Below are 21,505 nucleotides of genomic sequence, written 5' to 3'. Positions count from 1 at the left end.
TACTGATTAATCGCCTTTCTGGCGAATACGCTCGCGCTTCTTCCAGCTGATTTCGGTGCGCACATATGCGGGCTCCAGGGCATCGGCCTGCACATGCTCCCCGGCCTGAAACAGCTCCGCAGCCAGGCGCGCCACGTCTTCCGCGTGGATATCGACATCAACATGACTGAGCACCTGTGCAGCACCCGCCAGCGGATCGGAACCCAGCGCCGAAAGCGCCGGATAATTCCAACCGGGCCCTACCCCGACTACCGGGCGGCCCTCCGCGGATAAACGGGAAACCAGCTCCGCGGCCCTCTCCGGTGCCATCACCCCATCTGCTGCAATAGCGGAGAGTTCCTGCCCGTCGTAAGCCGCGCAATAAACCTCCTGCATGCGCGCATCGAGTGCCGGCACGACGACTGCATCGGCGGGCGCCAGGTTGCGCCGACGTGCGCCCCGAGCCAGGGCGGCAAGGCTGGACACCGGGACTACCGGCTTACTGCAGGCAAAGGCGAGCCCCTGAATACAACTGATGGCGATACGAATACCGGTAAAGGAGCCCGGTCCGCGACCCACGGCAAAGGCATCCAGATCTGACAGCTTCAACCCTGCCCCCGCCAGCAGCTCATCGACCATGGGCAGGATGCGCCGGGTATGGTCGCGCAATTCGGCCGAAAACCGTTCTGTAACAGCCTCGCCATCCAGAAGTGCTACCGAGCATGCCCCGGAACTGCTGTCTATCGCCAAAATCTTCATGCTGCCCTCCTGAAGGAGCGCCATTTTCGCAAATATGGGCCCGGGCCGCGAGCCACCTTTGCCCCAAAACGAAAAAAGCCCCGCAAGCGGGGCTTTCACAGGACCTGAGGGGACCTTACTTCTTCTTTGGACGACCGCGGGCGGCCTTCTTCTTGGTCGCCGCCTTTTTAACAGCAGCCTTCTTGGTTGCCGCCTTTTTGACCACAGCCTTCTTCACGGCTTTCTTGGCCACCTTCTTCTTGACGACCTTCTTGGCTACTTTCTTCTTGACCGTCTTCTTCTTGGCGGCAGCCTTGGCTTTTGCCGCAGCTTTCTTGGCCGCTAGCTTGGCCTTGGCTGCTGCTTTCTTCTCAGCCGCCTTGGCTTTTGCCGCTGCCTTCTTCTCAGCAGCCTTCAGCTTCGCAGCCGCCTTCTTCTCTTCGGCCTTGACCTTCATTGCCAGCTTTTTGGCGGCAACCTTGATCTTGGCCTCGAGCTTCTTCTCAGCCGCTTTCAGCTTCGCGGCATTGGCCGCAAGACTTGCCTTTACATACTTGGCTTCAAAAGCCTTTACCGCAGCTTTTGCGTCTTTCTTGTGCTTGGCGTCCAGCGTCTTTTTCAGCGCTTTGACCTTCTTGAGCGCTTCATCTTCCGCTTTCTTCAGCAAGGCTTCCGCTTTTGCCACCGGCGACATTGCCGGCTTTTTGCGAGCCGCCGCCTTTTTCTTGGCCGCAGGCCTTTTCTTTGCCACTCTGCCCATCCCTAGTCTCCTTTCGCGATAAATGTTTTTATCACTCCCCGACTTCGCCCCGCAGGCCGCAATGGACTCGTCAGCATCTGGGAAGTATTTCCCTATAACCTCCCGGGAACACTCGAAACTTTAGCAAATTAATAAAAAAACAACACAGTTTCGTCAAAAAAATCCAAAAAAAAATGCCCTAAATAGCGTTTTTTTCAAAATTTTTATCCGTTTTCGTGCCCGATCGATAAATTCGGGCCGGAAATCCGCTTTTCCCGTGTGAGTGAAACTAGGCAAATCCGTTTTCGCGAACCACTGCCCGCAAAAGATTTATGTGGTCCTGCCGAAGGTTCAGGCAGGGGATATAGGAAAATCCCTTACCACCGCTTTCAAGGAAATAAGCGCAATTCTCCTCTGCAATTTCCTCGAGTGTTTCCAGGCAGTCTGAGGCAAACGCGGGACAAATCACCTCAACCGAAGAAACGCCTTCGCGCCCCCAGGTTTTGAGTAGCTCGCTGGTGTAGGGTTTCAGCCATTCCGCCTTGCCGAAACGCGACTGGAAACTCATGGCCCACTCATCCGGTTGTAACTCCAACGCCTCGGCAAGCAATTCAGAAGTGCGCTGGCAGTGCTCCAGGTATGGATCCCCCTTGTCTACATAACTGCGCGGAATACCGTGATAAGACATCAGCAAACGCTCGGATCTGCCATTTTGGGCCCAGTGCTCGCGCACACTGCTGGCCAGCGCCTCTATGTACAGTGGGTGGTCATGGTAGTTGTTGACGATGCGGATATCGGGAACATTGCGCGAACCGGTAAAGAGTGCTGCAACCTGGTCATATATCGGGGCGGTGGTAGTACATGAGTACTGCGGGTAAAGCGGCAACACAAGAAACTGCTCCACGCCCGCATCCCGCAGCTGTGCGACTGTGCTTTGCAGGCCCGGCTCACCATAAGTCATGGCAAAGGTGACACGGGCTCCCTTAACCTCCCCTGCGTCACACTCCGCAGACAGGAGTTTGCCCAGGGCCGCAGCCTGCTCCCGGGTGTAATAGAAAATTGGAGAGCCCTCGAAGTCACCGGACGACCAGATTTCCTCGTACGCAGGCGCGACCTTTTTTGGGCGCAGGGTGAGCACGAAAGCATTCAGAATCACCCACCACAGGGGGCGGGGGATTTCCACCACTCGCCTGTCTGAAAGAAACGCTTTAAGAAAACTCCGCACGCCAGCCGGTGTTGGCTCGGACGGGGTTCCCAGGTTCATCAGGATTACGGCTTTCTTCATTTGCAATTCGCGAAATCAGTAGTGTCGTGGGGATGATACTGGAATTTGGAAGGCGGTAAACGAAAACAGGGGCCGAAGGCCCCTGATTCCGTAAAACATCAATTTATCGCAATGAAGGCTCAGCCCAGCTCGGCCAATACCTGCGCGCGAATGCTGGCCAGGTCGCCAACACCGTTTACACGGGAGAATTTCGGCGCGGCGCCAGCGTCAGTCTCTGCAAGAGACTGGTAGAAACCAATCAGTGGCTCGGTCTGGTCGTGGTAAACCGCCAGGCGCTTGCGCACGGTTTCTTCCTGATCGTCGGGGCGCTGCACCAACGGCTCACCGCATTCATCGTCCACACCTTCAACCTTTGGCGGGTTATAAATGGTGTGATAGACACGTCCGGAGGCCTCGTGCACACGACGGCCGGAAAGACGCTTGACGATTTCCTCGTCGTCGACGTGGATCTCGAGCACATGATCGATTTTTACGTCTGCATCCAGCAGTGCCTGAGCCTGCGGGATGGTGCGTGGGAAGCCGTCGAACAGGAAGCCGTTCTTGCAGTCGTCCTGGGTGATGCGCTCTTTTACCAGAGCAATGATGATATCGTCAGAAACCAGGCCACCGGAGGCCATGATGTCCTTGACCTGCAGGCCCAGCGGTGACTCCGCCTTGACTGCTGCACGCAACATATCACCGGTGGAAATCTGGGGTATTCCAAACTTCTCCATGATCGACTGTGCCTGGGTACCCTTACCGGCGCCCGGCGCACCCAAGAGAATGATTCGCATAAAGGATGGCTCCTGTTGGTTCCCCCGGGAAACATACCGGAGGCGCTGAAAATTGGGGGCGTCTACCTTACACGCAGGCCATAGGCTGCACAACCCAGACCTATGGTTTAGCCCGCTTTCACCACGGATCGCGCAGAAAACGCCTGAATTTTGTCCAGATTCAAGGGGTTACAGACCCCTTTCCTTGGCCTGATCCCAGGCCGCATCCATTTCCTCGAGGCCTGCATCCTCCAGCACGCGGCCACTACCGGTAATCGCCGACTCCACGAAAGCAAAGCGTCGCTCGAATTTCCGGTTGGTCGCACGCAGCTGCGTCTCTGGATCCGCCTTCAGGTGGCGGGCCACGTTCACCACTGCGAACAGAAGATCACCCACCTCTTCCCGTGCGGCATCGAGATCGCCAGTAGCAATTGCCTCGCGGACCTCACCGATCTCCTCCTGGGCTTTTGCCAGTACCTGGTCGATATCCGGCCAGTCAAAGCCTGTCCGGGCTGCGCGCTTTTGCAACTTTGCCGCACGTGTCAGTGCCGGCAAAGCGGTCGCCACGCCGGCCAGCGCACCCTGCTCCCCCTTGCTGGTGCGCTCCGCCTCTTTAATGGACTCCCAGGAGTCACGAACTTTTTGCTCGTCCAGTCCGCCTTCGCGACGCTCGCCGCGCAGCTCACCAGTCGGGAATACATGTGGATGGCGCCGCACCAGTTTTGCCACCAGCGTGTGCACTATGCCATCGAAGGAAAAGCGCTCCTGCTCACTGCCCATCTGGGCATAGAAGATCACCTGGAACAGGAGGTCCCCGAGTTCTTCCGGCAGGTGCCCGAAATCCTCCCGTTCGATGGCTTCCGCCACCTCGTAAGCCTCCTCGATCGTAGAGGGCACAATGGTCGCGAATGTCTGCTTGAGGTCCCAGGGGCAACCGCCGTCCGGGTCCCGCAGGCGCGCCATCAGGTACTGCAGGTCATCGATATTGTATTTTTCTGTCATAAGACGGTTCCCGTCGCCACTTCGGCCCTACTGCAGCGTGCGGCGCTTGGCTGAAGCAACGTTCGGCAGCTGGTTGATCCGGTGCAACACACGGCTCAACTCGGCAAAGTTATGGATTTCCACCGTCAGGACCATTTCCACGGTGTTGTCGCGCCGGTTGGAAATCGTCTGCATGGCAGTCACGTTGATCTTTTCCTGGTCCAGCATGGTAGTGACATCGCGCAACAGGCCATGGCGGTCGAAAGCCTCAATCACCAGATCCACGGAATAGACCGCCGTGGGCGCCTGTGCCCAGGAGACCTGCAGGACACGGTCCGACTCTTCCACCTGCATGCGCAGCATATTGGCGCAATCCTGGCGGTGAATAGAGACACCGCGCCCCAGTGTGATATAGCCCGCGATTTCATCGCCGGGTACCGGGTTACAGCAGCGGGCGATATGGCTCATCAGGTTGCCGACGCCCTCGATATAGACATCGGATTTGCCATCGCGACCGGCCACCGGCACGGATAATTGCGGGGTGGGGTCGACTTCCTCGACCTTGACCATACGCTGGGCGGCGTTAAGCACCTGACCTACACCGACATCCCCTGCCCCGACGGCCGCATAGAGGTCGTCGAGGGAGTTCAGGTTCATTTTCTTGACCAGCTTTTCGAAATCGAGCTCGAGCAGCGCCAGGCGGCGGAATTCGCTCTCCAGAATCCCGCGACCATCGGCAATATTCTGGTCCCGCGCCTGCATCTTGAACCAGTGAATCACCTTGGCGCGCGCACGCGAGGTGCTCAGGTATCCCATATTGGGCTGCAACCAGTCACGGCTGGGTGCTTCGCGTTTACCGGTAAGGATTTCCACCTGCTGGCCTGTCTGCAGCGGCCGGTTCAGAGGTGCAATGCGTCCATCCACCTTGGCGCCGCGGCAGCGATGACCCACTTCTGTATGGATCCGGTAGGCGAAATCGATCGGGGTTGCGCCCTTGGCCAGGTCGACCACGTGCCCATCCGGGGTGAACACATATATCCGCGCGTCGGCCACCTCGAGGTTGAGGTCATCTTCCAGCGGGTGCCCGCCGACCTCTTCATGCCAGTCGAGGACCTGGCGCAACCAGGCGATTTTCTCCTCATAACTGTCACCGACGTTACCGCTTTCGGCACCGGATTTCCTGTCCGCGCCCTTGTAACGCCAGTGTGCACACACCCCGAACTCTGCCTCCTCGTGCATCGCAAAGGTGCGTATCTGCACTTCGAGGACCTTGCGCTCCGGCCCGATTACCGCCGTATGCAGTGAGCGGTAGCCGTTGTCCTTGGGCGAGGCAATGTAATCATCGAATTCGTTCGGAATGTTGCGCCACAGACTGTGCACGATACCGAGCACGGTGTAACAGTCGCGTACCGTGGGTACGAGAATGCGTACTGCGCGGATATCGTAGACTTGGGAAAAACTGATGTTCTTCCTGCGCATTTTGCGCCAGATGCTGTAGATATGCTTGGCGCGGCCTGTTATTTCACCGTCAATATTCGCGTCGGCAAGCTCACCGCGCAGCACCTGCAGCACATTGTCGATATATTCCTGCCGGTCCAGGCGCTTTTCATCCAGCAGCCTGGCGATATGTTTGTAATCTTCCGGCTCGAGGTAACGGAACGAGAGATCTTCCAGCTCCCACTTGATATGACCGATACCCAGCCTGTGCGCAAGCGGCGCGTACACATCCGCAACTTCCCGTGCAACACGGCGGCGTTTTTCCTCCGGGGCATTCTTGACCGAGCGGATTGCACAACAGCGCTCCGCCAGCTTGATCAATGCAACCCGCACATCCTCAACCAGTGACACCAGCATGCGGCGCACGTTTTCAGACTGCTCCTCACCAGCTTTGCCCAGCGCATCGAGGCTTGAATCCGCACTGCGGGTGCGTATTGCGGCCATTTGCAAAACGCCGTGAATCAGTTTGGCTACACCGGCACCAAAAGACTTTTCAACTTCCTCGAGCGGCAGGCGGTGTTCGCGCACTGCGCGGTAAAGTACCGCCGCATTCAGGGACTCGGCATCGAGCTGCAGGTCTGCGAGGATCTCCGCCATCTCGAGGCCGGTCTTGTAACTGCTGGCGCGATCTGCCCAGAGATTCGCTGCCTCGATCTTCTTGCTGGCGGCATCGGCAGCAGTCTCACAGGCCCGTCGCAGGACGACCACCGCGCTACCGTCTAGCTGCGCTTTTTCCTGAATACGCTTCAGCCACGCATCGAGATGAATGTTGCCGTCGTCACCAACCGGGTGATCTGCCCTGACCTTAACCAAACCGTCAATAGCCCCTGAATTTACTGTTCAAACAACCCGGATGACAGATAACGGTCACCCCGGTCACAGATGATCGCGACAATAGTCGCGTTTTCCACTTGTTGCGAGAGTCGCAATGCACCGGCGACCGCTCCGCCGGACGAGACACCGCAGAAGATTCCCTCCTCACGGGCGAGGCGCCGCATACAGGCCTCGGCCTCAGACTGGTCGATATCGAGGACCAGGTCCACCGCTTCCGGCACGAAGATGCGCGGCAGGTACTCCCGGGGCCAGCGACGGATCCCCGGGATGCTGGAATTGTCGGTGGGCTGCAGTCCCACCAGCTGGATCTGCGGGTTCTTTTCCTTGAGGAAGCGGCCGGTGCCCATAATGGTACCGGTAGTGCCCATCGAGGACACGAAATGCGTGATCTCACCACCGGTCTGCTGCCAGATTTCCGGGCCGGTGGATTCGTAGTGCGCGCGTGGATTGTCATTGTTGGCAAACTGGTCTAGCACCAGCCCTTCACCCCGCGCCTGCATCGCCAGGGCGAGATCCCGCGCCCCCTCCATACCCTCGTCACGGGAAACCAGCAGCAGCTCCGCGCCGTAGGCGGTCATCGCCGCCTTGCGTTCTGCCGTTGCGTTGTCGGGCATGATCAGGACCATGCGGTAGCCCTTGATCGCAGCGGCCATGGCCAGCGCGATGCCGGTATTGCCACTGGTGGCTTCGATCAGGGTTTCGCCCGGCTTGATACGCCCTTCAGACTCGGCATGCCGGATCATGGACATGGCCGGTCGGTCCTTTACGGACCCGGCCGGATTATTACCTTCCAGCTTGAGAAGGATCTGATTGCTGGTTTCGCCCTGCATACGCTGCATACGGACGAGCGGCGTATTGCCCACGCAATCGGCAATGGTCGGATACTCCGTACTACTCACTGGTATTTTCCCATTCGGTGACTCTGGGCCTATTCAAAACCTGGCGGTCAGCATGATACCCGCGGCCCGGCAGCAAGACTACCCGAGCCGACTCCGTCACGCTGCAGCCGGACATGTCTTGCAGAGGGCATACCCGATGCAGTACAAAGGGTATCACTGCCAAAAACCTCAATAAACACAATGGCCTACCAATCCAATCGGTCCATTCGTGCCACAGCCCTGCGCTTCGGGCTGACCCCGGCACTCCTGCTTACCTTATTGCTGGGGGTTGCGTTCACCTACCTGCAATTCAAGGATCGGGAAGCATTATATCTCAGCCATGGCAGTGCCATAGCGGAACAGACCGCCCACGCACTGGGCTCCCTTGAGCCCCAGGGCTGGGAGGACCTGCTCGGCAGGATACTTGAGCAACCCGAGGTGCTCGGCGCGCACCTGTTCAGGCTACCCCGGGTCGGCGACCGCACAGCACGCGTAATGGGCGCAGAGCTGGTAGCCAACGCCGGGCCCCGGCTGCAGGTTGAGCATGTGCTGCTTGCAAATGCGCCGACTCGCGACAGTACCCCCATCGTGCGCGCGCCTTTCAGTGCCGCCGGCACGGACTATGTGCTGGCACTGCAGCTGCACCCCTCTCCTTTCGGGGTACGCGCCTATCAGGTGCTGATGCTCGGCATACTGGCTTTCCTGCTGTGCGGGATCGTTGCAAGTGTCTGGGCCGTCAGGCTCGCGGACCGGCTGAACCGGGTTTTTGCGCAATTCGGCAATGCCATGACCAGCGCAGCCTCTGGCAACCTCAATGTGCGCATGCGCGACTTCGAAACGCGTGAGATTGGCGACCTGGCAGCCCAGTTCAACCATATGGTTGCCGCACTGGAATTCCAGCGCCGGGAAATACTCGAAAGCCACGAGCAATCACTGGACGACCTGCGTGAAACCCTCGACACCATGGAGGAGCAAAACATCGAGCTGGACCTGGCGCGCAAGAAGGCCCAGGAGGCCAACCGCGGCAAATCCGCGTTCCTTGCCAATACCAGCCACGAATTCCGCACGCCGCTCAACGGCATCATCGGTTTCACCAACCTGCTACTGAAGACAGAAACCAACGAACTTCAGCAGGAATACCTGCGCACCATCCTGCGCTCCTCGGAAAACCTGCTTTCAACCATCAATGACCTGATGGACTTTTCCCGGATCGAGGCCGGCACCCTGGTACTTGACCATGTGCCTGTGGACGTTGCGCGCACAGCAGAAGAGGCACTTCAGATCCTCGCGCCCGCAGCCTACGACCACAATCTCGAGATGGTTTCCATCGCTGACGACCAGCTGCCATCCACCCTGCTTGGGGATCCGGCGCGTCTCAAACAGATTCTGATCAACCTGGTTGGCAATGCCATCCAGCTGTCCCGCAACGGCGACGTTGTCCTGCGCATCAGCTCACAGGTAACCGGCGAATCCCAGAACACCGTCAGAATCAGTGTCAACTTCCCGGGTAATGTCTGCTCCCCCGAGCAGCGTGCAGAAATTCACGTATTGCTGCGCGAGCGCAACATGCCGTCGCAAAGCCAGGCTTCTGCAAATACCCTTGGCCTCGCAATCTCCGGCAGCCTCATCAAGCAGATGGATGGCGTAATGGGGCTGGACGAAAACAGGGACAGCGGTACGACCCTCTGGTTTGACGTGCCGATGGCCGTTGATCGCAACTTCAGTAGTGCCCTGCCGGCAGAAAACCTGAGCGGCAGCCGCTGGCTGCTGATCGACCCGAATTCAAAGACCCGTAGCCAGCTCGCGCGCCAGCTGCGGCGCTGGCAGGCCTCGGTAGTGGAGTTGGAGAACACCCGTGACTACCTGAATGCAATCCAGCAGATGTGGCAACAGAGTGAGCTGCCGGACGCGGTACTCCTTGACGTAAAGGCCTCTGATGAGGAACCCCAGACCCTCGAGGAACAGGTCGCCCGCCTGGTGAACGACTATCGTTGCCGGGTTGTCATCCAGGGGCTGCCGGCGGAGCTGCGCAACTGCTACGACTCCCTGCGCCACCTGGTTGCGGGCTTTATCAGCAAGCCGCTGGCCAGCGATAGCCTGTTACTCATTGCGAAGCGTGTATCTCCTGCCACGACAACCAATGAGAAGCGCAGTGCGCCGGCCGTTGCTACACGCCAGCCTGAGGTGCTTGCCGTCGATGACAACGATGCAAATCGCCGACTGATTGCTGCCCTGCTGGAAAACCTGAAGGTAAAAGTCACGCTGGCGAAATCCGGCGAGGAGGCACTGGAGAAGTTTGCCCTGCAGTCATTCGACCTGGTTTTTATGGATATCCAGATGCCCGGCATGGATGGCATCGAGGCAACCCAGACCATTCGCAGGCAACAGCAGGGAAAACAGCGCACCCCCATTATCGCCATCACCGCGCATGCGGGTACCGAAGAGAAGGCGCGCCTGCTGGCGGCAGGCTTCGATGATTTTCTCGGCAAGCCGATCACCGAAGCGCAACTCGGTCATACTGTCCAGCGGTGGATGCAGCTGGCAATTACAGCAGCCGCGGAGCAGAAGTCGCTACCCGAAACCAGCCCGGTAGATATCGAGAATTGCGTCACCCTGAGCAATGGCAATGTAGAACTTGCACGGGACATGTTGCGCATGCTGCTGGACTCACTACCGGACGAGCGGCAGCAGTTGCTGGACATGCTCGGCACCGAGTCACCCCAGCCCCTGCATGAGCTGATACATCGGCTGTACGGGGGCTGTTGCTACTGCGGCGTGCCGCCACTGCGCACAGCCGCGGAAAAACTGAACCGCACGGCGAAGGCGCGGGTAGAGGAAGGCTGGCACGGCCTGATCAATGACGACCCCGTACTCAGCGGCCAGATCAATGCCGTGGTGCGTGAAATTGGCAAGCTGCTGGACTGGGCGGAAGAAAAAGATATTGATGCCCTGTTTCTTGTCGAGCAGGGCCTGCTGAAACAGGGCTTTTCCTCCTGACGGCCGGATTGGGCTGGCATGGGCATGCACCGGGAAAAATGATCAACCCTCTAGCACAATGAAAGCGAGGGCGAAATCGCGCTCATCACTCAGGCTCAGCAGTACCTTCTGCACCCCCATCTCGCGGGCGAGCCTCTCCGCTGCACCGGCGAGGCGGATATCCGCTGCGCGCCCGGGGCGCCGGATTACTTCGATATCCTGCCAGGATACACCGCCCCCGATGCCGGTCCCGAGCGCCTTGCCGAGCGCCTCCTTGGCGGCGAAGCGCTTGGCGACATAAGCGGCAGCACCCTGCTCCGGCAGTGCCGCCCGCTCCGCCAGCGTCAGCACACGCTCCACAAACCGGTCACCGAACCGCTGCAATGACTGCTCGATGCGTGCAATTGCACAGATGTCGGTGCCAATACTAACGATCATATACCTGCCTGAAGAGTTCACGGCTCTGTAACGGCCTGTCCCCGAGGTGTGGCGCCAGCAGGTTCCTGACCAGCCGCTTTGCCTCTTGCAGCACCCCCTCATCGGAGTAGTCCCCCGCCGCCATCGCGAGCAGAGTTTTGCCATGGTACTCGAAATATCTTTGCGATTCCGCGCCACCGGCAACGAGGCGAAACCCCGAATCCGGAACGAGCGCATAGAGGGACTGCGGCTCAATCGCAAGGGTGTCACCGTTGCAGCGCGTCAGGGGTGGCAGAAATCCGATGCTATCGAGTAGCTGCACCTCGAACCTGCGCAATGCAGCTTCCATAGCCTGCTCACCGCTGACCAGCTGCTGCAGGAGCTGCTGGTAGGCCGCGAAGACCTGGACGTTGGTTTCCGCCACCGGAAGCAAACGCACCATCAGTTCATTGGCGTAGAGTCCGGCGTAAAGGCATTTACCCTTGAGCCAGTTGGGCGCGCCGGCAGATTCGTGTCGACCCAGGGTCTTCAGATCGCCGCGCCCGAGCAATTCTACCAACAGCGGAGAGAATGGTTGCAGGGAGTGCTCGCGCCGGCGCTTTCCCTGCCTGGCACCCCGCGCGACACAGCGCACCAGGCCGAGATCCGTGCTGAGCAAATCCACCAGCAGGCTCGAATCCCGGAACGGACGGGTATGCAATACGAAGGCGGGCTGGAGGCGATCCTGGGTCATTGCTGGTGGATTATTATGATTATCAAGCTGTGGATGCCCGCGAAGCTTTACTCGTCAGTTTTACTCGTCAGTAAAGCCCATACTGCGCAGCGCGCGCTCATCATCGGACCAGCCCGATTTGACCTTTACCCAAAGGTTCAGCATCACCTTTGCGTCAAACAGGGTTTCCATGTCCTGGCGAGCCTGCTGACCGATTTTCTTGATGCGCTCACCCTTGTTGCCGATGATGATTTTTTTCTGCCCCTGCCGCTCTACCAGGATTACCGCAGAGATGTGCAGGATATTGCCCTCTTCCGAGAAATCCTCAACCTCAACCGCCATCTGGTAGGGAAGCTCTGCGCCCATCTGGCGCATGATCTTTTCTCGCACGATTTCCGCAGCGAGGAAACGCGAGCTGCGGTCCGTGATCTGCTCCTCCGGGAAGAAGTGCTCACTTTCCGGCAGGTGCTTGATGATCTCCTTTTCCAGCACATCCAGATTGGTACCGCGCAGGGCAGAGATCGGCACTACTTCAGCATTCGGGTGGCTGCTGGCCAGAGCCTGCAGCTGCGGCAACAGGTCTGCTTTGTCCTCGAGCTGGTCAACCTTGTTGACAGCGATGATCAGGGGGCAGCTGATACCCTGCAACTTCTTTGCCGCAAGCTCATCGCCCTCTGTCCAGCGCGCACGCTCGACCACAAATACAACCGCATCGACATCGCGGGCCGCACTCGCGGCGGCGCGGTTCATATAGCGGTTCATGGCACTGCCCTCACCGGAATGCAGGCCGGGCGTATCCACGAAGATAATCTGGTTGGCACCCTCGGTCTTTATACCGAGCATATTGTGGCGGGTGGTCTGTGGCTTGCGCGACGTAATACAGATTTTTTGCCCGAGCAAGTGGTTCAACAGGGTCGACTTGCCCACATTCGGGCGCCCCATAATTGCGACGTAGCCACAACGGCTGGTTTGGTCTACTTGATCCACTGCCTTACCTCTTACTGGCACCGGTGAGTTTTTCCAGGGCACGGGAAGCCGCCATTTTTTCTGCATTGCGACGGCTGCTGGCCTTGCCTACGGTCGGTTCCTTGAGGCCATCCACGTGGCACTCGACAACGAATTCCTGTGCGTGCTCCACACCACCGACGCTCGCCACCCGGTAATCCGGCAGCGCCCGTTTGTGCGACTGTAACCACTCCTGCAGGCGACTCTTGGCGTCCTTACCCAGCTCATCGAGAGACTGCGCTTCGAGCCGCGATGCATACCAGTCCAGTACACGGGCGCGCGCAGTGTCCATATCACTATCGAGGTAGATTGCACCAATTAATGCCTCAACGGCATCCGCCAGAATTGAGGCGCGCCGGAAACCGCCGCTCTTCATCTCCCCTTCACCGAGATTCAGGTTCGGGCCGAGGTCGAATTCAGTCGCGATTTCCGCGAGCGTTTCCCCGCTAACAAGGTTGGCGCGCAGGCGGCTCAGCTGCCCTTCCCGGGCTTTGGGAAATTTGTTGAAAAGCGCTTCCCCGATGGAGAAGCCAAGGATTGAGTCACCCAGAAACTCCAGGCGCTCATTGTTGCGGCTACCGCATGAGCGGTGCGTGAGTGCGAGCTGCATCAGGCTCGCATCCTTGAAGCGGTACCCCAACCTCAGGGATAACCGCTCCATGTGGATATCTGTCACTGGTTCTCAATTTCCGTCAGGTCTACCAGCGCATCGCAGCAAAGCTCCGGCTGGTTGGTATTGAGCTGCTTGTCAAACTTCATCACCACGTCAACGTTGCTGATCAGCGGCACACGCAGCTCGTAATCGATACTGACAATCGTACCTTCGGTGGAGCTTACTACGCGCACTGCCTTGGTCGGTTCGCCGCGCACGTTATTAATAGTGAAGTAGCGGTCCAGTTCACGCAGGATTTCCCCGCGCTTCATGCTGTCGACATTGTCATTCTTGGCAACGTGGCGAAGGCCTTCCTCGACGTAATAGGCGTCGATATAGGCCGGCCCCATCTTGGAAACACAGGTGAGCGCAAGGCCACCCACTGCGAGTATTCCCAGCAGGCCCCAGTAACTCATACCTTTCTGGTTTTTCATTGTTACGCGCTCCAGTATCTTCATGCGAACCCCCGATTCCCTATTATTTGTTTGTACGGGGACGAGCAGTTACTCGATCCCACCAGCCCGGCCAAAGCTGGGCAGGCTGCCCAGTGCGGGCCAGTTCATCCAGATTGCTACGGCCTTGCCGACGATATCCTCTTCCGGCACGAAACCCCAGGCGCGGCTGTCCAGACTGTTATCCCTGTTATCGCCCATTACAAAATAGTGGCCTTCCGGTACCACCGCATGCTGGTTACGGCTGTACTGGCCCGGCACGTTGCTCTTTTGCATCAGGTGTTTCTTGCCATAAATCTCCTCAAACATGACTGAAGAGTCAGGACGATCCGGCAGGATCTCGGCGTTTGGCACCTGTTCTGCAAGCTGGCCATTAATATAGAGCGTATTGTTAATATACCGAATCTCATCCCCCGGCAAGCCGATTACCCGTTTGATGAAGTAGGTTTCATTCATATGTGGCGGGAAAAACACCATGACATCGCCGCGTTGCGGCTCACCCACATCGATGACCTTGGTCCTGGCCACAGGCAGACGAATACCGTACGCGTACTTGTTCACCAGGATAAAGTCACCGATCTTGAGGGTCGGCACCATGGAAGCTGAGGGAATCTGGAATGGCTCGAACAGGAATGAGCGCAATACGAACACCAGTGCCAGCACCGGGAAGAACGACTTGGCGTATTCGACGATGGCCGGCTCTTCCAGCAGATCTTGCTTCGCCTCGGTAATCGCCTTCGAGTCACTGGGCAGACGACCGCGGCTGCGCTCCTTCTCTAGGCGTTCGGCCGCGGCCTGCCGCTTGGGCGCAAGCCAGAATATATCCAACAGCCAGATTACGCCGGTAATGACCACCAGCCAGAGAAGGATCAGCGGGAAATTGATGTCCATCTAGTTATTAGCTCTTCCTGTTATTGCCTGCTGCTATTGCGTACCGCAACGATACCAGCATTGCACCATCAGCTGTCGACTTTCAACACCGCCAGGAAGGCTTCCTGCGGCACTTCTACCCGACCAATCTGCTTCATCCGGCGCTTACCGGCCTTCTGTTTCTCCAGCAGCTTCTTCTTGCGGGTAATATCACCACCATAGCACTTCGCGGTCACGTTCTTGCGCAGTGCCTTGACCGTGGTTCGCGCCACAATCTGGCCACCGATTGCCGCCTGAATAGCGACGTCGAACATCTGACGCGGAATCAGCTCCTTCATTTTTTCTGCCAGAACGCGCCCCTTGAACTGGGCATTGTCGCGGTGAATGATCAGCGCCAGCGCATCCACCCGATCGCCGTTGATCAGTACATCCAGGCGCACCAGACGTGCCGGTTCGAATCGTGTAAAGCTGTAATCGAGTGATGCGAATCCACGGCTCACAGACTTGAGGCGATCGAAGAAGTCCATCACCACCTCACTCATGGGCAGGTCGTAACGCAACGCAACCTGGCCACCCACGTACTGCATGTCTTTCTGGATACCGCGCTTCTCGACACACAACGTAATCACGTTGCCGAGGTACTCCTGCGGCACCAGGATATTGGCTTCCGCGATCGGCTCGCGCATTTCCTCGATCATGCCGAGGTCCGGCAGCTTCGAGGGGTTGTCCACCATCACGGTCTCGCCGCTGGTCAGCAGCACCTCGTAAACCACCGTTGGTGCCGTGGTAATCAGGTCCAGGTCGTATTCGCGCTCCAGGCGCTCCTGGATGATCTCCATATGCAGCATGCCGAGGAAGCCACAGCGGAAACCAAATCCCAGGGCATCGGAAGATTCCGGCTCGTAAAACAGCGATGCATCATTCAGGGACAGCTTCGCCAGCGCTTCCCGGAAAGCTTCGTAATCATCGGAGCTGACCGGGAACAGGCCGGCATAGACCTGCGGCTTGACCTTCTGGAAGCCCGGCAGCGCCGGTACAGTTTCCATGGTCTTGGCATGGGTGATGGTATCGCCCACCGGCGCACCGTGAATATCCTTGATGCCGGCTACCACGAAACCCACTTCACCGGCCTTCAGTACACCGGTTTCCGTGCGCTTCGGGGTGAACACGCCCACGTTGTCCACCACATGGGCACGGCCCAGAGACTTGGTGACAATCTTGTCCTTGACCCGCAGGGTGCCTTCGACAACGCGCACCAGGGACACAACGCCCAGGTAGTTATCAAACCAGGAATCGATGATCAGTGCCTGTAAATCGCCATCGACATTACCGGTTGGCGGCGGTACCAGGCGCACCAGGTCCTCCAGCACGTCCTCGACGCCCAGGCCTGACTTGGCGCTACAACGGGTCGACTCGGTGGCATCGATGCCGATGATGTCCTCGATCTCTTCCGCGACCTTCTCCGGATCTGCCTGTGGCAGGTCCATCTTGTTCAGTACCGGGATCACTTCGAGGCCCTGCTCGATTGCGGTATAGCAGTTGGCCACGGACTGGGCCTCTACACCCTGTGCCGCGTCCACCACCAGCAGGGCACCCTCACAGGCCGCCAGCGAGCGGGAAACTTCGTAAGAGAAGTCAACGTGACCGGGGGTATCAATAAAGTTCAGCTGGTAGGTCTTGCCGTCGCGTGCGGTGTAATCCAGAGTCACGCTCTGTGCCTTGATCGTGATACCGCGCTCGCGCTCGATATCCATGCTGTCCAGGACCTGCGCGGCCATTTCCCGCTCGGTCAGGCCACCACATACCTGGATAAAACGGTCTGCCAGCGTGGATTTGCCGTGGTCGATGTGCGCAATAATGGAAAAATTGCGGATATGAGACAGGTCTGAAGAGTCGGTCACTACAAAAACTTCATTAATTTCAATAAGTTAATAAAAACCCACCAGGGTTTTCGGGCGGCAAGGATAACCCATTTCGCAAGCTTAGGCACTGACGGCGCAATCCACCCCTCAAAATGAAAAAGCCCCCGGGCTGGCGGGGGCTCCTGAATTGAGTCAACGGGGACCAGCGGCCCTATTCCTCGATCTGGATGGTGCGGAACGCCGGTCGGCCACCGCGGAAGAAGCGGATCGGCAACAGTTCGTTGGCCGGCAAGCCATCCACCACTTTTTCAAAGCTCTCCACATCGTTGACCGCGTCAAAACCCACCTGCGCAATCACATCACCGCTGCGCAGGCCCGCCTTGGCCGCCGGTTTGCCCGGCACCACCTGCTTGACCATCACACCGTCCTTGATGTTCCAGCGCTGCTTGATGCTGTCCGGAATCGGTGTGACCATTACACCCAGGCGACCGCCAACGGCCGAGGGCTCAGGGCGATTCTCGGCAACCTCACCATCAGCTGCACCCAGGGTGCCCACCACCACATCGAGCTTGTCCTTCTTGCCCTTGCGCACAATCGTCATTTCAACTTCCGTACCCGGCATGATCTGGCCCACCACGTGTGGCAGATCGCCGGACTCGTCAATCTTCTTGCCGTCGAAACGGATCACAATGTCACCGTCGAGCAACCCGGCTTCCGCTGCAGGCGAGCCCGGCTCAACCTGGGCCACCAGTGCACCGTGGGGCTTGCGCAGCCCCATGGCCTCGGCCAGGTCACGGGTCACATCCTGGATACCGACACCCAGCCAGCCGCGGTCTACCCGCCCCTTGCCCTTCAGCTGCTCGATCACATTGATGGCCAGGCTGGAGGGAATCGCAAACGAGAGACCATTGGAGCCGCCGCTGCGGGTGAAAATCTGGGAGTTAATGCCGATCACCTCGCCCTCCAGGTTGAACAGCGGCCCACCGGAATTACCCGGGTTGATCGCCACATCACTCTGGATGAAAGGCACATAGTTCTCACTGCGACGGCTTGGAATGCTGCGCCCCATGGCACTGATGATCCCGGCACTCGCAGAGTAATCCAGCCCGAACGGGGAGCCGATAGCCAGTACCCACTCGCCGGCACGCAGCTCGTCGGAATCGCCCCACTCGATCACGGTCAGGTCATCCGCCTCGATCTTGAGCAGCGCCAGATCCGAAAGGACATCCACCCCGATGACCTTGGCGTTATATTCACGCCGATCGCTGAGGCGCACGGTGATTTCATCAGCACCATCAATCACGTGGTTATTGGTCACCACGTAGCCATCCTTCGATACCACAAAACCGCTCCCCATACTGGCAACCGGGCGATCCTGGCGGCGACGCGGCTCCAGCAGGTGACGGAAAATATCCGGGATATCCTGGAACTGCGGCGGCAGCCTGTCAGAAAGGCTTGACTGCCCCTTGTCGACAGTACTGATCTTTACGACGGCGGAAGAATTCTTCTCAACCAGATCCGCGAAATTAGGCAGGTCGGCATAGGCGACTGAGGCAATCCCCAGCCACAAAAGAACCAATACTTGCGTAAATCGTTTCACCATTGGTGCTCTCTCTTCGTTATCTTTTCACAATCTGAGTTTGCGCAGCCGAAACTGCGGCTGCATGAAAGGTTAGTGGATAAAAAGAAAGAAAAGTTCGGAACGAGATTGTTAAGCAACGTTAACCGCGGCGATGGCATGGGTTGCCTTGCCGCAAACACGCAACAGGCGCGGCTCGCGCTCAAGCTTATTGTGGTTGGCGCGCGCAAGCAGGCGGCTCGCACCGGCACCAGCGCCAAAACCGCAGACAGCCCCAATTATGGCCCCGAGATCACTGGCTCCACCGCCAATGGAGTGGCCCGCAACGGCCCCGATTAGCATCGCCAGAAGCGGCAACAGATAGACCGAGAGCGCCCCGAGCGCCAGCGCATTTTCCGGGATACCGATTTCCACGGTGTCGTCTATGGCGAGTTCCCGATGGCTTTCGTCATCCACCAGAACACGGATATGGGAGGTGGAGCGGAAGTAGTCGCCGAGCAGGCCGGTACCGCAACCCGAGCGCGCGCTGCAACCACCGCAGGTGCTCTTCTGGATGGTTTCCACCCAGATAGCGCCCGTCTCTACGGCAACAATGCGACCTTGTTCGGTAATCACGGCACTAAACCTTTCACCTGCCTTGCGTTTGACCCTGAATCTGGCTCTTCGGCCTTACGGACTATTCAGGCCTGGATGGCACAACCGAGTCCGCCAGTTTCTTCGCGGTGTTGTCGGGAATCTCCCCCACCACAGTCACATTGTAACGTTTTGCGCCGGCCTGCAGCAGCCCCATATAGGCAACCGTGGCACCGCGAAATGCGCGGCCTCGAAAAGCCAGCTCCGGCCGGTAGGACTGAACGAATATGGAGAAGACTGCCAGGCCATCCGTAAACACCATCATTTCGCCATCCGGCAGCTGCTTACGGGAAATCTTGCGATAACCTGCCGGAGTCCACTTGAGCGCCCAGCGCCCGGCTTCCAGGGTGCATTCCGAACTGTTATCCACGTGGCGCGCCGCTGCCGTTTCGGGGGACAGCGCCTCGCTGCTCACGGCACCCAGCTTGAGATCTACAAACTGGTACCTCTCGAGCATGCCGCCATCGGCACCGACCAACACGGACTTGAGCGGCAATCCGGTCTCGGCATCCAGGTTCAGCACCACACCAAAGCGGTCATTGTCTTTCGGGCGAACCTCAAGGACCACGGTATCGCGATCGGCGATACGGGCCTGGCCACGCAGGTAGAAATCATAGAGGGCATGGATTCTTGGGTCGGTGACGCCGCTCCACATCATCAGCGGCCCGCTACCCGGCGCGAGACAATGGTTTGCGAGGCTGAGGGTGCTGACCACCTCCCGGGGGCTGCCGCTCATATAGTGGATTCGCTCATGCAGGGCGCCGTCCTTGACCGCGCGCACTACACGCAGCGTGTCCAGCATACCGGCGTGCTCGAATGTCACCAGCCCCTCATAATCCAGCGAGGAAACGGCTGAACCCAGCCGCTTGAGGAGCTCATCCACACGCTCCGGGTCTTCGGTGCTGTGCGCCGGGGCGCCGGCCACAGTCAGCAGGAACACTGGCGCCCACAGGTATCTGGACAACACGGAGCGGATCATAGGTAAATTCCCAGGCTGGTAATCAGCGGCGCTCCGGGGCCTTGTCTTCCTGCTCTTGCTGCGGCGCCTTGTTTGCTTCCGGCGCACTGTAACCAGCGCGCGCATAAGGCAGGAGCCCCTGGGTACCGGTCAGGGCAGACTGTTCCGCATGCTGCGCCATCACCCGGTTGAGGTGCAGCATCAGCTCAGGCGGCGGCGTGCGTCGTTGCACCACACCAGCGGACTGGTCCGGCACGATACGCGGCTGCAGGATTGCCGGAGCACCGGCACTTACAAGCCGGGCAGTGGGCGTCGGGATCGCAAAGCCCGTGGGCTGCGGGGTAGATTGCACAGTCTGCTGGACCGCGCTGGCAGGCGCAGCCGCCAGATCCGAGGTGCCGGCGGGCTGGCCGCCGAATTCACGCACCCCGAGGATCGCCACAAACGCTACTGCTGCGGCCACCGCGCCGCGGCCGAAAGGCCGCCACCAGGTCGGGTCGTTGGAAGCCGGGTTATCAGAGGGTCCGCTGCTGGCGCCGCGCCCGGCTGCGCCGGTATCAGGAGCCTCCTCCGCGATAGCCGCGGAGATACTCCCGGCCAGTCCGGCCGGAACGCGGCAAACTGCATCACGGGCCATGGCACCGCTTGCCAGCTGCATGCGCGACCAGCGCTGCGCGAGTTCGCCATCCGGGTCATCCACCATGGCCTTCAGGACCCGGCGCACCTCGAATTCCGAGGCTTCACCGTCCATCAGCGCAGACAGCGACTCAAATAAGCTTTCCTGTTCATTCCCACGAGTCATGCGGGACCACCTCTCTTTAGACTTTGCAACCCTGATAACTACCGCTTTCTTGTGTTTTTTGTCGCCTGAGGCCTCTCGAGGCTCCCTGCGCACTTCATATGACCCCGATTCCGGCAGTTTGTTTCACCGTCCACCACATTTATTCTGGCGGTCTTTTCTACTTGCGGGCTCAGGCCCCCTCGCTGATCGCCTTGACGCAGCGATCGACAGCCTCACGCGCCCGGAAAATACGTGACCGAACAGTTCCAACGGGACAATCCATCACATCCGCGATCTCCTCGTAACTCAGTCCCTCGAACTCGCGCAGGGTCAGGGCGGAACGCAGGTCTTCGGGCAGATCCGCAATAGCCTGGTGCACAGCCTCTTCCAGCTGCTCCTTGAACAGGTTCTGCTCGGGGGATTCGATATCGTGAAGCAGGTCGCCGCCGGAGTAGTGCTCGGCATCTTCCAGCTCGACATCCGACGCGGGCGGGCGGCGCCCACGACCGACAAGGTGGTTTTTTGCGGTGTTGATGGCGATCCGGTACATCCAGGTGTAGAAGGCGCTGTCGCCACGGAAGTTACCCATCGCGCGGTAGGCCTTGATAAACGCCTCCTGCACCACGTCGTAAACCTCGTGACTGTCCTTGATATACCTGCTGACTACAGCAACGATCTTGTGCTGGTACTTGAGCACCAGTAGATCAAAGGCACGTTTATCCCCTGCCCTGACCCTCTCGACCAGCTGCTGGTCGCTCAGCTGCGCATTCTGCGCTGTCATCCACTACTCCTGAGACCGATGCCTGCTCCGGGCGCCCCCGACACGGTCGCTGATAATTTTCACCGGCGGAGCCGGCTCATTATTACTGATTTCTGTACATTGGGGACAAAATGCCCGGATTAAAGTTCCAGGGGCGTACCAATT

General features: G+C 58.8%; 20 protein-coding genes. 1 reads left to right on the top strand and 19 read right to left on the bottom strand.

The window, feature by feature from the left end:
* Positions 1-6 precede the first annotated feature (6 nt).
* The 7 genes from tsaB to cysM form a co-directional block, all read right to left on the bottom strand.
* Positions 7-738: a tRNA (adenosine(37)-N6)-threonylcarbamoyltransferase complex dimerization subunit type 1 TsaB gene (tsaB, locus tag QSJ80_RS09645; protein ID WP_285764228.1), complete on the bottom strand. Its 732-nt coding sequence runs from the start codon at positions 736-738 to the stop codon at positions 7-9.
* Positions 739-853: 115 nt separating this feature from the next.
* Positions 854-1,477 (bottom strand): hypothetical protein, encoded by a 624-nt coding sequence (locus QSJ80_RS09640; protein ID WP_285764227.1) that lies wholly within the window; start codon positions 1,475-1,477, stop codon positions 854-856.
* A gap of 268 nt (positions 1,478-1,745) precedes the next feature.
* The gene (gene hemH, locus QSJ80_RS09635; protein ID WP_285764226.1) at positions 1,746-2,741 is read right to left on the bottom strand and encodes a ferrochelatase; all 996 of its coding nucleotides are present in this window, start codon (positions 2,739-2,741) and stop codon (positions 1,746-1,748) included.
* A gap of 119 nt (positions 2,742-2,860) precedes the next feature.
* The gene (adk, locus tag QSJ80_RS09630; protein WP_285764225.1) at positions 2,861-3,514 is read right to left on the bottom strand and encodes an adenylate kinase; all 654 of its coding nucleotides are present in this window, start codon (positions 3,512-3,514) and stop codon (positions 2,861-2,863) included.
* A 168-nt stretch (positions 3,515-3,682) separates the two neighbouring features.
* On the bottom strand, positions 3,683-4,495 hold the full coding sequence (mazG, locus tag QSJ80_RS09625) for a nucleoside triphosphate pyrophosphohydrolase (RefSeq protein WP_285764224.1): 813 nt from the start codon (positions 4,493-4,495) through the stop codon (positions 3,683-3,685).
* 27 nt (positions 4,496-4,522) lie between these two features.
* Positions 4,523-6,784, bottom strand: a complete 2,262-nt coding sequence (gene relA, locus QSJ80_RS09620; RefSeq protein WP_285764223.1) for a GTP diphosphokinase — start codon at positions 6,782-6,784, stop codon at positions 4,523-4,525.
* Positions 6,785-6,804: 20 nt separating this feature from the next.
* On the bottom strand, positions 6,805-7,704 hold the full coding sequence (cysM, locus tag QSJ80_RS09615) for a cysteine synthase CysM (protein WP_285764222.1): 900 nt from the start codon (positions 7,702-7,704) through the stop codon (positions 6,805-6,807).
* A gap of 180 nt (positions 7,705-7,884) precedes the next feature.
* Between cysM and QSJ80_RS09610 the strand changes: the two genes are divergently transcribed.
* On the top strand, positions 7,885-10,680 hold the full coding sequence (locus tag QSJ80_RS09610) for a response regulator (protein ID WP_285764221.1): 2,796 nt from the start codon (positions 7,885-7,887) through the stop codon (positions 10,678-10,680).
* Positions 10,681-10,722: 42 nt separating this feature from the next.
* Here QSJ80_RS09610 and acpS read toward each other — a convergent pair whose 3' ends face one another.
* From acpS to rpoE, 12 genes are all read right to left on the bottom strand, one after another.
* Complete coding sequence (acpS, locus tag QSJ80_RS09605) at positions 10,723-11,097, bottom strand: holo-ACP synthase (protein ID WP_285764220.1); 375 nt, start codon at positions 11,095-11,097, stop codon at positions 10,723-10,725.
* Positions 11,087-11,809, bottom strand: a complete 723-nt coding sequence (gene recO / locus QSJ80_RS09600) for a DNA repair protein RecO (protein ID WP_285764219.1) — start codon at positions 11,807-11,809, stop codon at positions 11,087-11,089. Before recO ends, acpS begins: the two co-directional genes overlap by 11 nt.
* A 60-nt stretch (positions 11,810-11,869) precedes the next feature.
* Positions 11,870-12,775 (bottom strand): GTPase Era, encoded by a 906-nt coding sequence (gene era / locus QSJ80_RS09595; protein ID WP_285764218.1) that lies wholly within the window; start codon positions 12,773-12,775, stop codon positions 11,870-11,872.
* Between the two features lie 4 nt (positions 12,776-12,779).
* Positions 12,780-13,469, bottom strand: coding sequence for a ribonuclease III (gene rnc, locus QSJ80_RS09590; protein WP_285764217.1), 690 nt, complete (start codon positions 13,467-13,469; stop codon positions 12,780-12,782).
* Complete coding sequence (locus tag QSJ80_RS09585; RefSeq protein ID WP_285764216.1) at positions 13,466-13,879, bottom strand: DUF4845 domain-containing protein; 414 nt, start codon at positions 13,877-13,879, stop codon at positions 13,466-13,468. Before QSJ80_RS09585 ends, rnc begins: the two co-directional genes overlap by 4 nt.
* A gap of 69 nt (positions 13,880-13,948) precedes the next feature.
* Complete coding sequence (lepB, locus tag QSJ80_RS09580) at positions 13,949-14,788, bottom strand: signal peptidase I (RefSeq protein ID WP_285764215.1); 840 nt, start codon at positions 14,786-14,788, stop codon at positions 13,949-13,951.
* A gap of 68 nt (positions 14,789-14,856) precedes the next feature.
* Positions 14,857-16,668: a translation elongation factor 4 gene (gene lepA, locus QSJ80_RS09575; RefSeq protein ID WP_285764214.1), complete on the bottom strand. Its 1,812-nt coding sequence runs from the start codon at positions 16,666-16,668 to the stop codon at positions 14,857-14,859.
* Positions 16,669-16,840: 172 nt separating this feature from the next.
* Entirely contained in the window at positions 16,841-18,232 is a 1,392-nt protein-coding gene (locus tag QSJ80_RS09570) for a DegQ family serine endoprotease (RefSeq protein ID WP_285764213.1), read from the bottom strand.
* Between the two features lie 108 nt (positions 18,233-18,340).
* Positions 18,341-18,823, bottom strand: a complete 483-nt coding sequence (locus QSJ80_RS09565; RefSeq protein WP_285764212.1) for a SoxR reducing system RseC family protein — start codon at positions 18,821-18,823, stop codon at positions 18,341-18,343.
* A gap of 61 nt (positions 18,824-18,884) precedes the next feature.
* On the bottom strand, positions 18,885-19,820 hold the full coding sequence (locus QSJ80_RS09560; protein ID WP_285764211.1) for a MucB/RseB C-terminal domain-containing protein: 936 nt from the start codon (positions 19,818-19,820) through the stop codon (positions 18,885-18,887).
* Between the two features lie 22 nt (positions 19,821-19,842).
* Positions 19,843-20,601: a sigma-E factor negative regulatory protein gene (locus QSJ80_RS09555; RefSeq protein ID WP_285764210.1), complete on the bottom strand. Its 759-nt coding sequence runs from the start codon at positions 20,599-20,601 to the stop codon at positions 19,843-19,845.
* 169 nt (positions 20,602-20,770) lie between these two features.
* A complete protein-coding gene (rpoE, locus tag QSJ80_RS09550) occupies positions 20,771-21,361 on the bottom strand; it encodes an RNA polymerase sigma factor RpoE (protein WP_285764209.1) in 591 nt (196 codons plus the stop codon).
* Between the last annotated feature and the right edge of the window lie 144 nt (positions 21,362-21,505).

The sequence above is a fragment of the Biformimicrobium ophioploci genome, from assembly GCF_030270605.1.
GTDB classification, from domain to species: domain Bacteria; phylum Pseudomonadota; class Gammaproteobacteria; order Pseudomonadales; family Cellvibrionaceae; genus Biformimicrobium; species Biformimicrobium ophioploci.
This window is presented reverse-complemented; position numbering and strand designations above follow the sequence as displayed.